We start from the raw sequence: 16264 nt of genomic DNA, 5'->3' as shown, positions 1-16264 counted from the left end.
GCCCCGGATGATCCGCCAAGTATATGAAGCAGTCTATACGGACAACTCGATATCTCTCAAGAAGTATTATTTGACAATTATTTAAAACTCTACGCGGTAGGCACGTACCTTCTGAAACAAATTCGACACAATCTGCGCTCCAGGAGAAAATTATTATAAGAACGGGCGATTGTTCTCCGGTCTTGAAGGAAAAAGACCTGCGGCATTTCGTTCGCATTCTCCTTCAGGTCCCAGGACGGCGGACAGGGCGCCTGGTGCCCGGCAACATCCTGGATGGTACGGACTGAGGAGGGTACCGCGGCAGGGTTGCACAAGTCCGCCCCCTTGACGAACCAATGTAGGCCCGACATTTTCACCCAGGCGTGGCCCACGCCCAACCTCCCAAGGCCTTCCCCAGCATGGCCTTAAACGGGGGCAAAGGGACTTCCGTCTCGGGTCGTCGTCCTGGTCCGATCGTTTCGGGCGTGGTTGCTGGGGAACTTGCGTCCGGGACGTGAAAGGCCTGACAATGACGCAGAATGGCAATCTCAAGCGCCGTGTCCGTGCGCGCGCAGCCAAGACGGGCGAGTCCTACACCGCGGCGCTCAGACATCTTCGTGAGGCACAACCGCGCCACGCCGACACCCAATCGGTGCGGCTGGCGGTGGCGCAATCCTCGCTCTTCAACGATCCTCGCGACAGCTCCGCACTTCGCACCAGCGGCATGGAAATACGGCGCCTGATGCGCGACGCCCACAGGACCGGTGCGCGCCTCATCCATTTCCCGGAGGGTGCGACCTGCTCCCCCAACAAGCGCATCATGTCAGCGAATGGTCCCTGCGACGTCGGCCCCTCCGACTGGACCCGATTCGATTGGGCGGTTCTAAGCGAGGAACTCGACGCGATCAGCAGGCTCGCGCGCGAACTCGAGCTCTGGACGGTGTTCGGGTCGGTCCACCGCCTGACCCCGCCGCACCGGCCGCACAACAGCCTCTACGTCGTCTCCGATCGCGGAGATCTCGTCACCCGCTATGACGAGCGGATGCTCTCGCACACCAAGATCTCCTTCATGTATTCGCCGGGCAGGCAGCCGGTGACCTTCGAGGTCGACGATCTGCGTTTCGGCTGTGCGCTCGGCATGGAAGCGCACTATCCGGAGATATTCACCGACTATGAAAGGCTCGATGTCGATTGCGTCCTGTTCTCGACGACAGGTGAGAGCCCGTCGGCCGCACCGCCTTTCGCGGCAGAGGCCTTGGGACATGCCGCCAGCAATGCCTATTGGGTCAGCTATGCCGCCCATGCGCCGCAGAGCGTGACGGTCCCCTCCGGAATAGCCGCACCGGACGGCCGATGGAAAGTGCAATGTCCGGCAGATGGCACGCCGGCCATCGCCATCACCGACATCGCGACGGATCGCGACCATCCCGCGCGGCCGTGGCGGCGAACCGCCCGCTCCGACCTCTACGAGGCGCATAAAATCGACGGCGATCCCAGAAGCGATGCCCGCAATTCGTTCTGACCGGCGAGTGAGGCCCCAAAGGCAATACAGTTCACTCTAGGGTCTTCGAGTTGGCACGAGCTATTTCATTGCCGGGCTTGACCCGGCAATCCAGCCCTTTCGCGCGGATTGTAAATAGCCGGTGCAAGTCCGGCTATGACAAGTCGGAGCGTTTCCTCCTCATGTGAACTGCATTGCCCCGCCCCCCCTTGTCGCTGCCGCCGCATCGTCGTTGCGCAAAACGGGCGTCCGGCTTCCAACACGATACCTACGGCAAATGCCGGCTGGCATGCTCCTTGCTTTGATTTCCCCAGCGAGCCCGACGCGCGCCGTCGGCGACGCGGGGATGGGTTCGTCGTCACCCCCAGGTGCCAGACGTGCCGGCCGGTTGCGGGACAACTGCCGACCGCTGCGCCTCCGGACAGGAATATTCCGATGACCATGGATGCCATCACGGCCCCGGCCCGCCGGAAACCGCTCATCAATTCCCTCTTCCTCCAGGTTCTCGTCGCCCTTGCGCTCGGCGTCGTGCTCGGCATGGCCGCGCCGGCCTTTTCCGTTCAGCTGAAGGTGCTGAGCGACGGTTTCCTCAAGCTCATCTCGATGATCGTGGCGCCGATCGTCTTCTGCGTGGTGGTAAACGGCATCGCCGGCGTTGGCGACCTGCGCAAGGTCGGGCGGGTCGGCGTCAAGGCGCTGATCTATTTCGAGGTGGTGACCACGGCAGCCCTCGCCCTCGGCCTGCTGCTGGCTCTCGTCGCCGGTCCGGGCCACGGCATGAATATCGACGCGTCCAAGCTCGATGCCGGCGCCATGGGCAGCTATGCCGACAATGCCCACAAGCTGCAGGGTGCGGGCATCGGCAGCTTCATTCTCAACATCGTCCCGACCACCTCGATCGACGCCCTGGCGCGCAACGACGTGTTGCAGGTCCTGTTCTTCGCCATCCTTTTCGGTACGAGCCTCGCGCTCGTGGGCGGCGAAAAGGCGGAAAAGGTCTCCTCCTTCGTGGATGCCGTGGCGACGATCCTGTTCAAGACCATGTCGCTCATCGTGCGCCTCGCACCTCTGGGCGTCCTCGGCGCCGTTGCCTATACGGTCGGCAAATACGGTGTCGGTTCGCTGCAGCAGCTCGTCTCGCTGGTCGTCCTGTATTATGCCGCCGTCGCCGTCTTCGTCATCGTGGTGCTGGGCGGCATCATGCGGATGGCCGGCATCAACATCTTCCGCTTCCTGGCCTATCTGCGCGCGGAACTCGCCATCGTCCTGGCGACCGCCTCTTCGGACGCCGTCCTGCCGCAGGTGATGCGCAAGCTGGAGCATCTGGGCGTGCGCAAATCGGTGGTCGGCCTCGTCATTCCCACCGGCTATTCCTTCAACCTCGATGCCTTCTCGATCTATCTCACTTTGGCCGTCGTCTTCATCGCCCAGGCCACCAACACGCCCCTGTCGCTCGGAGACCTGCTTGTGGTGCTGGGGGTCTCGCTGCTGACCTCGAAGGGAGCCCATGGCGTGCCGGGCTCGGCCATCGTGATCCTGGCAGCCACGCTCAACACGATCCCCGCCATTCCCGCCATCGGCCTCGTGCTCGTCCTCTCCGTCGACTGGTTCATCGGCATGGCTCGCGCCGTCGGCAATCTCGTCGGAAACTGCGTCGCAACCGTGGTCATCGCCGCCTGGGAAGGCGACCTCGACCGGGTGCGAGCCGCCGAGGTACTCGGCGAGATGACAGAGTGACGGGGAAAGTCTCCCGCCATCTCGACCTGGCATGGAGACGTCGCCCGGGCCTGCTGCGGAATGAGGGAGCGGAATCGTTGCTCCCTCAGCCGGGTTCCTTCCTCAGGCCTTCGCGCCCGACACCTTCACGCCCGGCGCAGCCAAGCGTAGCGCGTAATAGATGACGCCCGCGATGGCGACGCCGAAGAACCAGCCATAGATGCCCCACCAGGCCGGCAGCCAATTGGTCAGGTTGGGCAGGATGGAGGAAAACAGCGCGCCGATGCCGGCGGCGATCAGGGCGTTGACATGCCAGCCGCCCTGGAAGCGGAACTCGCCGTCCTCGCGATAGAGCGCCTCGACGTCGATCTCGCCCTTGCGGATGAGATAATAGTCGACCAGCATCACCCCGAGGATCGGCCCCATGGTGGCGCCGATGATGCCGACGAAGCTGGCGGCGCTGCCTTCCCAGGGTGCGAAGGGATAGAGCACCAGGGCGATGAAGGCTGCGATGTAGCCGCCCTTCTTGAAGTCGATGGCGCGGGGGAAGACATTGGCGAAATCGAAGGCCGGCGAGACGAAATTGGCGACGACGTTGATGCCGAGCGTCGCCACCGCGAAGGTCAACGCGGCAAGCAGCGCCAGGAACCAGCTGTCGAACTTGGCCGAGATCTGGTCGGGATGCAGCAGCACCTCGCCATAGACGTCGTAGGCGGCGATGGTGGTGACGCCGGCCACCATGGAGAACAGCACCAGATTGACCGGCAGGCCCCAGAGATTGCCGGTGCGCACCGCTGATTTGTCGGGCGCATAGCGGCTGAAGTCGCAGAAATTCAGGTAGAGCGCCGAGAAATAGGTCACCCAGATCGCCGCCACCGCGAACAGCGAGGTCCAGGAGCCGGGCGTGCCGGGCACCCCGGCATCCTTGGTCTTGTCGAGAAGGACGTCGAGCGGAATATCGCTGGAAAAGGCGAACTTGCCGGATTTGACGCACAGATAGATCGCCAGGATCAGCATCATCACCCACACCGCCGGGCCGGCCCAGTCCTGGAAGCGCCGCACCGTCTCCATGCCCTTCTGGATGATCAGGAGCTGCAGGGCCCAGATCACCACGAAACAGATCACTTCGAGCCCGGAATGGCCGAGAAAATGCACGTCGCGATGGAACTGGGCGAAGCTGTCGGAGCGGATCAGCAGTGCCACGATGGCGCCCGAAGCGGCCGACGTCTGGGCACCATACCAGAAACAGGCGACCACGGCCCGCACCAAGGCCGGCAGGTTGGCGCCCCAGATGCCGAAGGAGGCACGGGCGAGCACCGGATAGGGCACGCCGGTCTTCACGCCGGCATAGCCCACCAGATTCATCAGCGCGTAGATGACCAACGAGCCGATGCCGATGGCCACGATGAAATTGACGAAGCCGCCGCAGAACAGGAACAGGCTCGCGGCGAGATAATAGCCCCACAGGCTGTGCACGTCTGAGGTCCAGACGTTGAAGATGCTGAACGGCCCCCAATTGCGAATTTTCGCCGGGGCCAGATCCTCGTTGTAGAGGTCGGGCGATGCCCCTTTGATCTCCATTATCCCCTCTCCCGCGCTCGTCCGCCAGAGGTTACAACATGACGCATGGTAATGTCCGGCGGCATTTCCATGCGTCATTGCCGGGCCGAATCTTGGCTCCGCATCCTGCAAGTCAGAGCGCTCGAAAGATGCAAGTCAATCAGCATCCATGCAATGAGCACCGATATTTTACCTGTACTGACTCCGCCTGGCCATCATTGCCGGCAATACTGTCTGAATAAAAGGCAGTCTGCACAGTCCGGCGGCGAACGCGCGCGTCCATGCGCCGGCATGGCAAGAAAAAACCCGCCTCTCGCTTGGCGATGGCGGGCTGCTGCCAGGCCTGGGGCGCAGAACCTTCCGGGGAAAGGGGCGGCGAACCGGAAGTCCGCACATCCCGGAAACAAGCCTCAGCCGCGCTTGCGCGGCTTCTTCGGCTCGCCCATCACATAGGTCTCCTCGACAGCGCGATCGTCGCCCAACGTGACCAGCACGAAGAGCTCTTCGGCCAGGGTGGTCACCGTCTCCATGCGATGCGCCATGGCAGGGGTCGCCCTGGCGTCGAGTACCACGGCGTCGCATTCATGGCCGGGCTCGAAACTGCCGATCAGATGATCGAGGCCGATGGCGATGGCGTTGCCGCGGGTCATGGCGTGGAACAGCGCCAGCGAATCCAGGCGCTGGCCCTGCAATTGCAGCACCTTGTAGGCCTCGTTCATGGTCTGCAGCATGGAATAGGAGGTGCCGCCGCCGATATCGGTGGCAACGCCGATGCGCACCGGCCGCCTGGGGTCGCGCATCGCTTTCCAGTCGAACAGCCCCGAACCGAGAAAGAGGTTGGAGGTTGGGCAGAACACGGCGACCGCGTCGACATCCGCATAACGCTGGCGCTCGCTCTCGGACAAATGGATCGAATGCCCCATCAGCGATTTGCTGCCGAGCAGCCCGTATTTCTCGTAGATCGCGGTATAGTCGGCACATTCGGGATAGAGCCGCTTGGCCGTGGCGACTTCTTCCAGATTTTCCGAAATATGGGTCTCGACCAGGCAGTCCGGATTTTCGCGCGACAGGGTCGCGGCGGCTTCGAGCTGCCCGGGCGTGGAGGTGATGGCAAAGCGCGGCGCGATCGCATAGAGCTGCCGGCCGCGGCCGTGCCAGCGCCCGATCAGGGCCTTGCTGTCGTCATAGCCGGATTGGGCGGTGTCGGTGAGCGCGTCGGGTGCATAGCGATCCATCATCACCTTGCCGGCAGCCATGCGGGTGTTGCGCCGCTCGGATTCGGCGAAGAAGGCCTCGGCCGAGGCCGAATGCACCGAGCAGAAGGCGACCGCCGTGGTGGTGCCGTTGGACAGCAATTCGTCGAAGAAGAAGGCGGCGCCGCGGGCCGCATGGGCCGGATCGCCATATTTCTGTTCCTCGACGAAGGTATAGGTGTTGAGCCAGTCGAGCAGCTGGGCCGCCCAGGACGCCACCACCTGAGTCTGCGGCAGATGGATATGCGGATCGATGAAACCGGGCGTGATCAGCCGGCCCGAATGATCATGGATCACGGCGGCAGCGGGAAGCTGGGAACGCAGAACGGAGGTCTCGCCGACCGCCAGGATCTTGCCGCCGGCCAGGACCAGCAGGCCGTCCTCGATATAGCGCACGGCGCTCTCGCCATGCTCCTCGGGGCTATCAACGAACCAGAGCAGGCGGCCGCGCAAGGCCGTATCCGCCCGCGAGATATCCTTCGTCGTCACAACGTCACTTCCTTCTGGCTGGCGCACAGCGCGCGCGACTGGAGCGCTTTTGTCTGGTGAAGACGCCGTACCTTCAAGGCGGGCACGAGCGTGGGACCCGCGAATACGTCAGGATCCCATGGCATGGTTCACCGATCATGCCAGACATCATAACCATATCCCGACCGGGCGATTGTCACATTTTTTTGGGAAGTCCTTCATATGGGGCCTGTCTACCGCCGTGAGGTTCATCGGTAAATTATAAGTGCTACAAAGAGGCTCGAGCGCCTTGCGATCTGCCGGAATTCGGCACGAAGCGCAAAGACGCTCCTGCCAATCCGCTGGATTGGCTTGGAAACAACGAATTGGGGCAAGCATGCGTTCGGACTGAACGCGCCTTGCTTCGGAAGCGAGCCCGACGAGAAGATTTTGGGAGGGAACCGCCGGCGCAGGGAGACCGGATCGAGACCTCCAATCACATTCCGATCTTGTTCGAGATCGGCCGGGCCTCCAGCCCCGGTTCCAGTTCCTTGGCATGTTCGCCGCCGTGCACCCGTCCTCGGGTCGCCAGTCGCCGGGCATGCGTTGGTATGTTCGGGGCCGGGCATGCTTCTTGCCTGGCTCGCTTCAGTGCCTTCATCGACTATGCTGCGAGGTCGGCAAGCCGGGACAAGCCGGCCGACGGACCTCGCCAAACCACACGGATGATCATGCGCCGGACCGTAAGATTCCTACTCAACGATCGCCAGTTCTCGCTGGAGGGCTTCGACCCCACGCTGACGCTGCTGGACTGGCTGCGCAACGAGCGTCGGCTCATCGGTACCAAGGAAGGCTGCGCCGAGGGTGACTGCGGCGCCTGCACCGTGCTGGTCGGGCGGCTGCGCCAAGACGGCACGGGAAAGACCGAGCTGCGCTATGAAGCCATCAATGCCTGCATTCGTTTCGTGGCAACCCTCGATGCCTGCCATATCGTCACCGTCGAGCATTTGAAGAAGGCAAGCGGCGGCCTGCATCCCGTCCAGCAGGCCATGGTGGAGCTGCATGGCTCGCAATGCGGCTTCTGCACGCCCGGCATCGTGATGTCGTTGACCGCCCTGTGGCTGGGCGCCGCCGAAGCCCCCTCGCGCGAGCGCATCGAGGAAGCCCTCGCCGGCAATCTGTGCCGCTGCACCGGCTATGGTCCGATCATCTCGGCGCTCGACCGGGCCTACGAGATCGAGGCGTCCAGCGCCGATTCCCTGAATGTCGGCCGCGCCGAGATCGCCCGCAAGCTGGCCGGCCTCGCCGACCAGGACATCATCGAGATTTCCGAGGGCGGCCGCAAGCTGTTCGCCCCCGCCACCGCTGACCAGCTCGCCGAACTCACGGCCGCTCATCCCGATGCCACCCTGGTGGCCGGTGCCACCGATGTCGGCCTGTGGATCACCAAGATGCTGATGCGCCCGGCCACCGTGATCACTCTCGGCCGCGTCGGCGAACTCGACCGCATCGAGGACAAGGGCGACCACCTCGTCATCGGTGCCCTGGTCTCGCTCAGCGACGCGCGCGCCGCGCTCGGCGCCCTCGACCCGCAGATCGACGAACTCATCCGCCGCTTCGGTTCCGAGCAGGTACGCAATGCCGGCACCGTCGGCGGCAACGTCGCCAATGGCTCGCCCATCGGCGATTCCCCTCCGGTGCTGATCGCCCTCGGCGCCAGCGTGACGCTGCGGCGCGGCGGGGAGCGGCGCACCGTGCCGCTGGAACAGTTCTTCATCGCCTACAAGAAGCAGGACCGCCAGCCGGGCGATTTCGTCGAGGCCCTGATCGTGCCCAAGCCCAAGCCGGGCACGCTGTTCCACGTCTCCAAGATCTCCAAGCGCTTCGACGAGGACATCTCGGCCGTGTGCGCCGCCTTCCGCCTCGAGCGGGATGGGGCGGGCCTGACCACGAATGCCGTGCTGGCCTTCGGCGGCATGGCTGCCACGCCCAAGCGCGCCGCTGCCGCGGAGGCGGCCCTTGCCGGCCGGAGTTTCAACGCCGAGGCCGCGGAGGCCGCGGCCCTCGCCCTGGCCAGCGATTTCAAGCCGCTCGACGACTGGCGTGCCAGCGCGCGCTACCGCTCGACGGTAGCCGCCAATCTGATCCGCCGTTTCCAGGCCGAGACGGCCACCGGCTCCGTTCATCGGGTTGCCGGCATCCTCCGGAGTGACGCCCATGCATAAGCCCGTCTTCGCAGCCAATCGCGACCAGGTCTCCGGCGGCGTCTATCAATCCACCCGCCACGATTCCGGCCACAAGCACGTGGCCGGCGAGGCCCTCTATATCGACGACATGCCCGAACCGGCCGGTCTCCTGCACGCCGCCCTCGGCCTGTCGCACTGCGCCCATGGCCTGATCAAGGAGATCGACCTCTCGGCGGTGAAGGACAGCCCCGGCGTCGAGCTGGTGCTCACGGCGGCCGACATTCCCGGCGTCAACGATATCAGCCCCTCCAACCATCACGACGACCCGGTCTTCGCCGAGGGCAAGGTGATGTTCTACGGCCAGCCCATCTTCGCCGTGATTGCCCGCACCCGCAACGAGGCGCGCCTGGCTGCGGCCAAGGCCAAGATCACCTATGAGGAGCTGCCGGCGATTCTCGACATCGCCGCCGCCCGCAAGGACGGTAAGGATCTCGTCGCCGAACCGATGAGCCTCAACCGCGGCGATCTCGATGCGGCGATGACCGCCGCGCCCCGGCGCATCAAGGGCTCGATGTCACTCGGCGGCCAGGAGCATTTCTATCTGGAAAGCCACATCGCCCTGGCCGTGCCTGGCGAGGACGGTGACGTCACCCTCTATTCCTCCACCCAGCACCCCAGCGAGATCCAGCACGCGGTGGCGCATGTGCTTGATGTACCGAGCAACGCCATCACCTGCGAGATCCGCCGCATGGGCGGCGGCTTCGGCGGCAAGGAGACCCAGGGCAACATCTTCGCCGCCATCGCGGCCCTGGCGGCACGGCGCACCGGCCAGGCGGTCAAGCTCAGGCCCGACCGCGACGACGACATGGTCGCCACCGGCAAGCGCCACGATTTCGTGATCGACTACGAAGTCGGCTTCGACGACGAAGGCCATATCCTCGCCGTCGACATCCTGTTCGCCGCCCGCTGCGGCTTCTCGGCCGACCTCTCCGGCCCGGTGACCGACCGCGCGCTGTTCCATGCCGACAACGCCTATTTCTATCCGGCCGTGCGCCTCAACGCTCAGCCCTGGCGCACCCATACCGTCTCCAACACCGCCTTCCGCGGTTTCGGCGGCCCGCAGGGCGTGATCGGCGCCGAGCGCCTGATCGAGGAAGTGGCCTATGCCACCGGCAAGGATCCGCTCGATATCCGCAAGCTCAACTTCTATGGCGGACCGGGCCGCGATCTCACCCCCTATCACCAGACGGTGGAGGCGGACCTCTCGGCCGAGATCATCGCCAAGCTCGAGGAATCCAGCGACTACCAGGCCCGGCGCGCCGAAATTCGCGCCGAGAATATCAGGGAGAATGCCCGCGGCGGCACCTTCCGGCGCGGCATCGCGCTGACGCCGGTCAAGTTCGGCATCTCCTTCACCAATAGCTGGCAGAACCAGGCCGGCGCGCTGGTGAACGTCTATACCGACGGTTCGGTGAGCGTGAACCATGGCGGCACCGAAATGGGCCAGGGCCTCTACATCAAGGTCGCCCAGGTGGTGGCGCAGGCCTTCCAGATCGATCTCGACATGGTGAAAATCACGCCGACCACCACCGCCAAGGTGCCCAACACCTCGCCGACGGCGGCCTCCTCGGGCACCGATCTCAACGGCATGGCAGCGCTCAATGCCTGCAACAACATCAAGGAGCGCATGGTCGCCTACGCCGTGGAGAAGCACGGCGTGCCCGCCGACCAGGTCGAATTCCTGCCCGGCCGCGTGCGTGTCGGCAATCGCGAGATCGAGTGGGCGGATTTCGTCAAGGAGGTCTATAGCAACCGCATCCAGCTCTCCTCCTCCGGCTTCTATCGCACCCCGGACATCTATTGGGACCGCAAGGCCGGCCGCGGGCGCGCCTTCTACTATTATTCCTATGGCGCCGCCGCCTCGGAAGTCACCATCGACACGCTCACCGGCGAATACCGGGTCGAGCGGGTCGACATCCTGCACGACGTCGGCTCCTCGCTGAATCCGGCCATCGACATCGGCCAGATCGAGGGCGGTTTCGTGCAAGGCATGGGCTGGCTGACCACCGAGGAATTGTGGTGGGACAACAAGGGGCGCCTGCGCACCCATGCGCCCTCCACCTACAAGATCCCGGTGGCCTCGGACCGGCCGCGCGTCTTCAACATCAACCTGTTGAACAAGCCCAACCACATGCCCTCGATCCATCGCTCCAAGGCGGTGGGCGAGCCGCCTCTGGTGCTGCCGATCTCCGTCCTGCATGCCTTGTCGGACGCGGTGGCCTCGATCGGCGACTACAAGATCTTCCCTGATCTCGATGCGCCCGCCACGCCCGAGCGCGTCCTCTTCGCGGTCGAGGCGATGCGCGCGAAGGTGCGGGAGAGGAGCGGGGGCCATGGTTGATCTGGAGATCGGCAGGCTCCTCGCCACGATCGAAGCCGATGGCCGCCAGGCCATCCTAGTCGAGATCGCGGCGGCACTGGGCTCGACGCCGCGCGGCGTCGATGCACTGATGCTGGTGACATCGGAAGCGGTTGCCGGCACCATCGGCGGCGGCCATCTCGAATTCCATGCCATCGACGTGGCACGTTCCATGCTGACCGAAGGCAAGGATGGGCGTGGACCCGCCTCCCAGAGCATGGACCTGCCGCTCGGCCCGATGATGGGCCAGTGCTGCGGCGGCCATGTCACTTTGCGCTTCGAGCCGGTGACCACGAAGGTCGCCGCCTGGCTCGGCGACCATGAGGCCAAGCTCCTGGATGCACGGCCGCCGGTGCTGGTGTTCGGGCTCGGCCATACCGGCCGGGCGCTGGCGAGCATGCTCTCGCTGCTGCCCTTCGCGGTGACGCTGGTGGACGATCGGGCCGAGATGTTCACCGGCCTGCCCGAGAATTGCCGCACGCTTCATCTCGAGGATCCGGCCGACGCCATCGCGGATGCCCCCGCCGGCGCCGCCTATATCATCCTCACCCACAGCCATGCGCTCGACTACCGCCTGACCGAGGCGGCCCTGGAACGCCGCGATGCCGCCTATGTCGGCATGATCGGCTCCATGACCAAGCGCAAACGCTTCGAAAGCCAGTTCCTGCGCAATAGCGGCACTAACGCCATGCTCGGCGAGCTGACCTGCCCGATCGGCGGCGCCGATGTCGACGACAAGCGCCCCGAGATCATCGCCAGCCTGACGGCGGCCGAGCTGGTGCGATGCTTCGCCCAGCGTGCTGCCCGGCTGCAACGGCCCGGCTGGGCTCCAGCCAAGGCCGGCTGACACCCGGCCGGCACCCCGTCAGAACCACCCCGGAAGACCGGCATCCTTCTCCCGCTCGCGGCGAGGATCGCCGTCGCATGCCCAAGCCCATGCCCATGCCCATGCCACGGAACTGAACCTGCCCTCGCCATCCGGCCGAAGACCGGAGCGAGACCCAACGATCAGGAGGGGAAACGTCCCATGACGACACTTGAACAGACCAGCCCGGCGGCAAGCACCGCCTCGGCACAAACCATGCGGGTGCACCCCGTCGACGAGGTCCTGCCTTTCGCCAAGCTGGCGACCTATGGCTTCCAGCATGTGCTCGCCTTCTACGCAGGTGCGGTGCTGGTGCCGATCATCGTGGCGAGCGCGCTCAAGCTCAGCCCTGAGCAACTGATCCACCTGATCAATGCCGACCTCTTCACCTGCGGCATCGCCTCGATCATCCAGGCGGTCGGCATCGGCAATATCGGCGTGCGGCTGCCGCTTCTGCAGGGCGTGACCTTCACCGCCGTGAGCCCGATGATCGCCATCGGCCTCGCCGTCGGCGGTGGCACCGAGGGCCTGCTTTCCATCTATGGCTCGGTGCTGGTGGCAGGCCTGTTCACCTTCGCCGTGGCCTCCTATTTCGCCAGGCTCACCCGCTTCTTCCCGCCGGTGGTGACGGGATCGGTGATCCTGATCATCGGCGTGGCGCTGCTGCCGGTTGCCGCCAACGACATCGTGGTTGGCAAGGGCCCGAACGCCATGCAGGACCCGGTCCTGCTCAAGAACCTGGCCTATGCCTTCGGCACGTTGGCGCTGATCGTCGGCATCCAGCGCGTGTTCACCGGCTTCATGCAGACGGTGGCGGTGCTCATCGGCCTGGTCGCCGGCACGCTGGTGGCCTGGGCCCTGGGCGATGCGCATTTCAGCGAAGTCGCCAATGCCGGCTGGGTCGGCTACACCTCGCCCTTCTATTTCGGCTGGCCGACCTTCTCGATCACCGCCATCCTGTCGATGATGGTGGTGATGATCATCACCATGGTCGAGACCACCGGGGACGTCTTCGCCACCGGCGAGATCGTCAAGAAGCGCATCGCGCCCGAGGATATCGGCCGCGCCATCCGGGCCGACGGCCTCGCCACCTTCATCGGCGGCGTGCTCAACTCCTTCCCCTATACCTGCTTTGCCGAGAATGTCGGTCTGGTCCGCCTCACCCAGGTCAAGAGCCGCTGGGTGATCGTCGCCGCCGGCGTGATCATGATCATCCTGGGCTCGCTGCCCAAGGCCGCCGCCATCGTCGCCGGTATCCCGCATCCGGTGCTCGGCGGCGCCGCGCTCGCCATGTTCGCGGCGGTGGCCGTGGTCGGCATCCAGACGCTCAGCAAGGTTGACTTCAACAACCACAACAACATCGTGATCGTCTCGACCAGCGTGGGCCTGGGCATGCTGGTGACGGCGCAGCCCTTCGTGGCCAACGCCTTCCCGGCCTGGGCCCAGATCATCTTCGGCTCGGGCATCACACTCGGCGCCATTTCGGCCATCGCGCTCAACATCATCTTCAACCATGTCGGCAAGGTGCACAGCCCCGCCGTGGCCGGACGCCCCGGCCATACGCTGGTCACCCTCTCCGACGTCAACAGGATGGGCAGCGCCGAATTCGCCAGGACCTTCGGCGGCCTGGTCGAGAATACGCCCTGGGTGCTGGAACGCGCCTACGCCTTGCGCCCCTTTGCCGACACCATCGCGCTGCGCTCGGCCTTCCACGATGCCCTGCTCACCGGCTCGGCCGAGGAACAGCTGCAATTGCTGAACTCCTTCGCCGATCTCGGCAGTGAAAGCGACGCCGGCAATGCCTATCTGCTCGACCACGCCGATGCCGGCATCGACAATGAGGACCTGGCCGAGGTGAACAGGCTGGCCGTGGCCTACCGCAAGCATTTCGGCTTCCCGCTGATCATTTGCGCGCATGAAGTCGAGCGCTATGAGCGGGTGCTGGCAACCGGCTGGTCGCGCATGGCCAACTCCCCGACCGTCGAGCGCTCCGCGGGCCTGATCGAGATCGCCAAGATCGCCAATCACCGCTTCGACAAGCTCGTCGCCAACGCCAATCCGATCGCCTCCTCCCATCTGGTGCAGTTGCAGGAGCGCTTCGCCTAGAGCGTTTTGTGTTTTCTCGGAATCACCGAGAATCGCAAAGACGCGTCGAAACAAAGAGTTAGAGCAAACCAGCGTTCACGTGTGACCGCGCTTTGCTCTGGAGCGTCTTGCGCCAGACCAATCGCAAGGGAAGCCCCCGGCAGAGTGTGCCGGGGGCTTTCGGCATTTGTAATCTTTGCCTGGCACCTGCCCGATCCGAGCAGGGTTGTTTGTGACACCCCGATGACGCATGGTCTGCCCGATTCACAATCGAAGGACCGACACGTGGGTGACACCAAGAAGAAAATTTATGAATATTTGATCGAAGGAGCGACGTCGGGCCTCACCGACGAAGCTCTCTATACGTATATAGTCGGGCGCGTCTCGAAGGCCAACAGCAAGCGTATCGCAAGGGCAGGCTTTCTCGCTCTCAGCGATCCGACGTTGACTGATCGGAATGTACTGAACACCATTTATGCTTTGGCTATCAAGCATAGGCTTGCCGGCAGTGGCGCAGAGGAAGCCGAAGAAGCCGTGGAAGAAGGTTCCGACAAGGCCAAGGCCTCCGACTCCAAGGCGGCGAGCCTGCCGCTGCCGGAGAAGAAGCCGAGGAAATCCTGAGGCCGGGTAGCGAGAGCCACGGCGCTCGAAGGTGCCGGGAACGATAGGCTTGGCTGCCGGGCCGGCTCGAACTGGACCAGCGCCAAAGCGTTTTGCGATTTGGTGGAATCACCAGGAATCGCAAAGACGCCTTAGCCAATGCTTTGGATTGGCTTGGGAACAAGGAGTTGGAGCAAATGGGCGTTCGGGCTTGGGCGCGCTTTGCTCTATCGTTCGTCGAGTTTCAAAGCCTGCCGCAGCGCCGCCAGGCTCCGGGCGGCTCCCTCATCCTCGTCCCAATAGCGGGTATGGGTGAAGATCCGCCCGAGCAGGGGCACCCGCCCGTTTATTCTGACGGCGACGTCTCTGATGCCGGCGCCGAAATTGCCGCGGACCGGGCCGGAGATGACATCGCCGAACAGCGCCCCCCGGGCCGGATCGTAGATATTGGTCCAGCGCACCAGCGAGAACGGCGCGGCGTGGTGGAGCCGCATCGCCGCCGAAGTCGGATCGGGCACCGGGTAGGCATAGTCGCCCGACGCCTCGGTGGCGGGCGGCGCACTCGGCAGCCGGCGTGCCTCGACATCCTGCTGCAAGGCTTCGATATTGCGGGCGATCAGGAACTCGGCATGGGTGAGCGGGCAGCCGAGGGTGACGAGGTCCGAGACAAGCCAGCGCTTCCTCGTGTCCGAATGCGCTTCGCGCAGGCTTGTGAACAGCCCTTTCTGTTCGGTCTGATAGGCATCGAGCAGGCTCGGATCATCCGGGTTGGCGTTCAAGCTTTCACCGGCCTTGCGTAGCTTCGCCAGGGCATCCGCCACTTTGCCCGCCGGTGCGAATGTCCGCGCCGCATATTCTTCCGCCCATAGGAGCCGCACCAAGTCATAGGCGATGACGCTGCCCAGGCTGTGGCCGACTAGGATGATGCGGTCATATTCGCCGCTCTTCGAGAGGGTCTGCAACAATTCGAGGCCACGTTTGCGGATCTCGCGGCGGGCCTGGATATTGGCCGGCTTGGCACGGATGTAATGCGCCACGTCGCCGAAATAGGCGACGGCGAAAGCGATGAAGACGGCGCTGAGGGCCGTAAAGCCCCAAAGTGCCACCTTCACCCAGCTGTCCAGCTTCCAATCGAGGATCTGCGCCAGGCCCTGCAGGGAAACGAGGCCGATCGCCGCGATCGTCGCCGCCCAGAGCAGGAGCCAGATGCCGATGACGTCGCCGGGAACCTGGCTTGGCCGACGCAGGAGCAGCGACATGAACCAATCGCGCAACTGGGCCGTGGTGGTGCTCGTGGTGAGGTCGGCCCAGTAGAATTCGAAGAAATCGATGCGCGGCGCCTCGGCCCCCTGACGATGACCGCCCGACCGCGTGGTGATGCGATAGAGTTCGTGGGAGCCATTGCGGGTATCCGGCTTCCACCAGACCGGGTTGCCTAGCACGGGCGGATCGTCCGGCCGACGGCCGTCGATGTCGGGATTGTGGACCCAGACGGCTTCGACGAAGCCGCGCAGGGTTGCCATCGGCATCTGCTCGCCCATGCCATGGGTGAGGATCACCGCACTCTTGCGACCCGGCATCGCCCCCTCCCCGCAAACGAGGTCTGCGAGGGACAGCAAACACGCAAGGTCGTGACGCCTTCGTGAACGAACC

General features: G+C 64.4%; 10 protein-coding genes. 7 read left to right on the top strand and 3 right to left on the bottom strand.

The window, feature by feature from the left end:
• Positions 1-508: 508 nt before the first annotated feature.
• Positions 509-1501, top strand: a complete 993-nt coding sequence (locus ABXS05_RS08850; RefSeq protein WP_367623633.1) for a carbon-nitrogen hydrolase family protein — start codon at positions 509-511, stop codon at positions 1499-1501.
• A 420-nt stretch (positions 1502-1921) separates the two neighbouring features.
• Positions 1922-3217 (top strand): C4-dicarboxylate transporter DctA, encoded by a 1296-nt coding sequence (gene dctA, locus ABXS05_RS08845; protein ID WP_367623897.1) that lies wholly within the window; start codon positions 1922-1924, stop codon positions 3215-3217.
• 102 nt (positions 3218-3319) lie between these two features.
• Here the strand turns inward: dctA and ABXS05_RS08840 are convergent, their stop codons facing one another.
• Both ABXS05_RS08840 and guaD read right to left on the bottom strand, forming a co-directional pair.
• Positions 3320-4777 (bottom strand): NCS1 family nucleobase:cation symporter-1, encoded by a 1458-nt coding sequence (locus tag ABXS05_RS08840; protein WP_311934198.1) that lies wholly within the window; start codon positions 4775-4777, stop codon positions 3320-3322.
• Between the two features lie 389 nt (positions 4778-5166).
• Positions 5167-6498, bottom strand: coding sequence for a guanine deaminase (guaD, locus tag ABXS05_RS08835; protein WP_367623632.1), 1332 nt, complete (start codon positions 6496-6498; stop codon positions 5167-5169).
• A gap of 683 nt (positions 6499-7181) precedes the next feature.
• Here guaD and xdhA point away from each other — a divergent pair.
• The 5 genes from xdhA to ABXS05_RS08810 all read left to right on the top strand — a co-directional run bounded on the left by xdhA (position 7182) and on the right by ABXS05_RS08810 (position 14632).
• Positions 7182-8681 (top strand): xanthine dehydrogenase small subunit, encoded by a 1500-nt coding sequence (xdhA, locus tag ABXS05_RS08830; protein ID WP_376717626.1) that lies wholly within the window; start codon positions 7182-7184, stop codon positions 8679-8681.
• A complete protein-coding gene (gene xdhB, locus ABXS05_RS08825) occupies positions 8674-11043 on the top strand; it encodes a xanthine dehydrogenase molybdopterin binding subunit (protein ID WP_367623631.1) in 2370 nt (789 codons plus the stop codon). Before xdhA ends, xdhB begins: the two co-directional genes overlap by 8 nt.
• Positions 11036-11908 carry a xanthine dehydrogenase accessory protein XdhC gene (gene xdhC, locus ABXS05_RS08820; protein ID WP_367623630.1) on the top strand — a complete coding sequence of 291 codons (873 nt, stop codon included), beginning with the start codon at positions 11036-11038 and terminating at the stop codon, positions 11906-11908. The genes xdhB and xdhC overlap by 8 nt, the downstream gene beginning before the upstream one ends.
• A 180-nt stretch (positions 11909-12088) precedes the next feature.
• Positions 12089-14032, top strand: a complete 1944-nt coding sequence (locus tag ABXS05_RS08815) for a solute carrier family 23 protein (RefSeq protein WP_367623629.1) — start codon at positions 12089-12091, stop codon at positions 14030-14032.
• A 264-nt stretch (positions 14033-14296) separates the two neighbouring features.
• Positions 14297-14632: a hypothetical protein gene (locus tag ABXS05_RS08810; RefSeq protein WP_311934192.1), complete on the top strand. Its 336-nt coding sequence runs from the start codon at positions 14297-14299 to the stop codon at positions 14630-14632.
• Between the two features lie 206 nt (positions 14633-14838).
• Here ABXS05_RS08810 and ABXS05_RS08805 read toward each other — a convergent pair whose 3' ends face one another.
• A complete protein-coding gene (locus tag ABXS05_RS08805; protein WP_367623628.1) occupies positions 14839-16191 on the bottom strand; it encodes an alpha/beta hydrolase family protein in 1353 nt (450 codons plus the stop codon).
• Positions 16192-16264: the final 73 nt, after the last annotated feature.

This window comes from Labrys neptuniae (assembly GCF_040797145.1).
GTDB lineage: Bacteria > Pseudomonadota > Alphaproteobacteria > Rhizobiales > Labraceae > Labrys > Labrys neptuniae.
Note: the sequence above shows the minus strand (reverse complement) of the source record. Positions and strands in the feature narration are given on the sequence as shown.

Coding starts and splice junctions, on each gene's coding strand:
- ABXS05_RS08850 (WP_367623633.1), top strand. CDS start 509: ATGACGCAGAATGGCAATCTCAAGCGCCGTGTCCGTGCGCGCGCAGCC.
- dctA (WP_367623897.1), top strand. CDS start 1,922: ATGGATGCCATCACGGCCCCGGCCCGCCGGAAACCGCTCATCAATTCC.
- ABXS05_RS08840 (WP_311934198.1), bottom strand. CDS start 4,777: ATGGAGATCAAAGGGGCATCGCCCGACCTCTACAACGAGGATCTGGCC.
- xdhA (WP_376717626.1), top strand. CDS start 7,182: ATGATCATGCGCCGGACCGTAAGATTCCTACTCAACGATCGCCAGTTC.
- xdhB (WP_367623631.1), top strand. CDS start 8,674: ATGCATAAGCCCGTCTTCGCAGCCAATCGCGACCAGGTCTCCGGCGGC.
- xdhC (WP_367623630.1), top strand. CDS start 11,036: ATGGTTGATCTGGAGATCGGCAGGCTCCTCGCCACGATCGAAGCCGAT.
- ABXS05_RS08815 (WP_367623629.1), top strand. CDS start 12,089: ATGACGACACTTGAACAGACCAGCCCGGCGGCAAGCACCGCCTCGGCA.
- ABXS05_RS08805 (WP_367623628.1), bottom strand. CDS start 16,191: ATGCCGGGTCGCAAGAGTGCGGTGATCCTCACCCATGGCATGGGCGAG.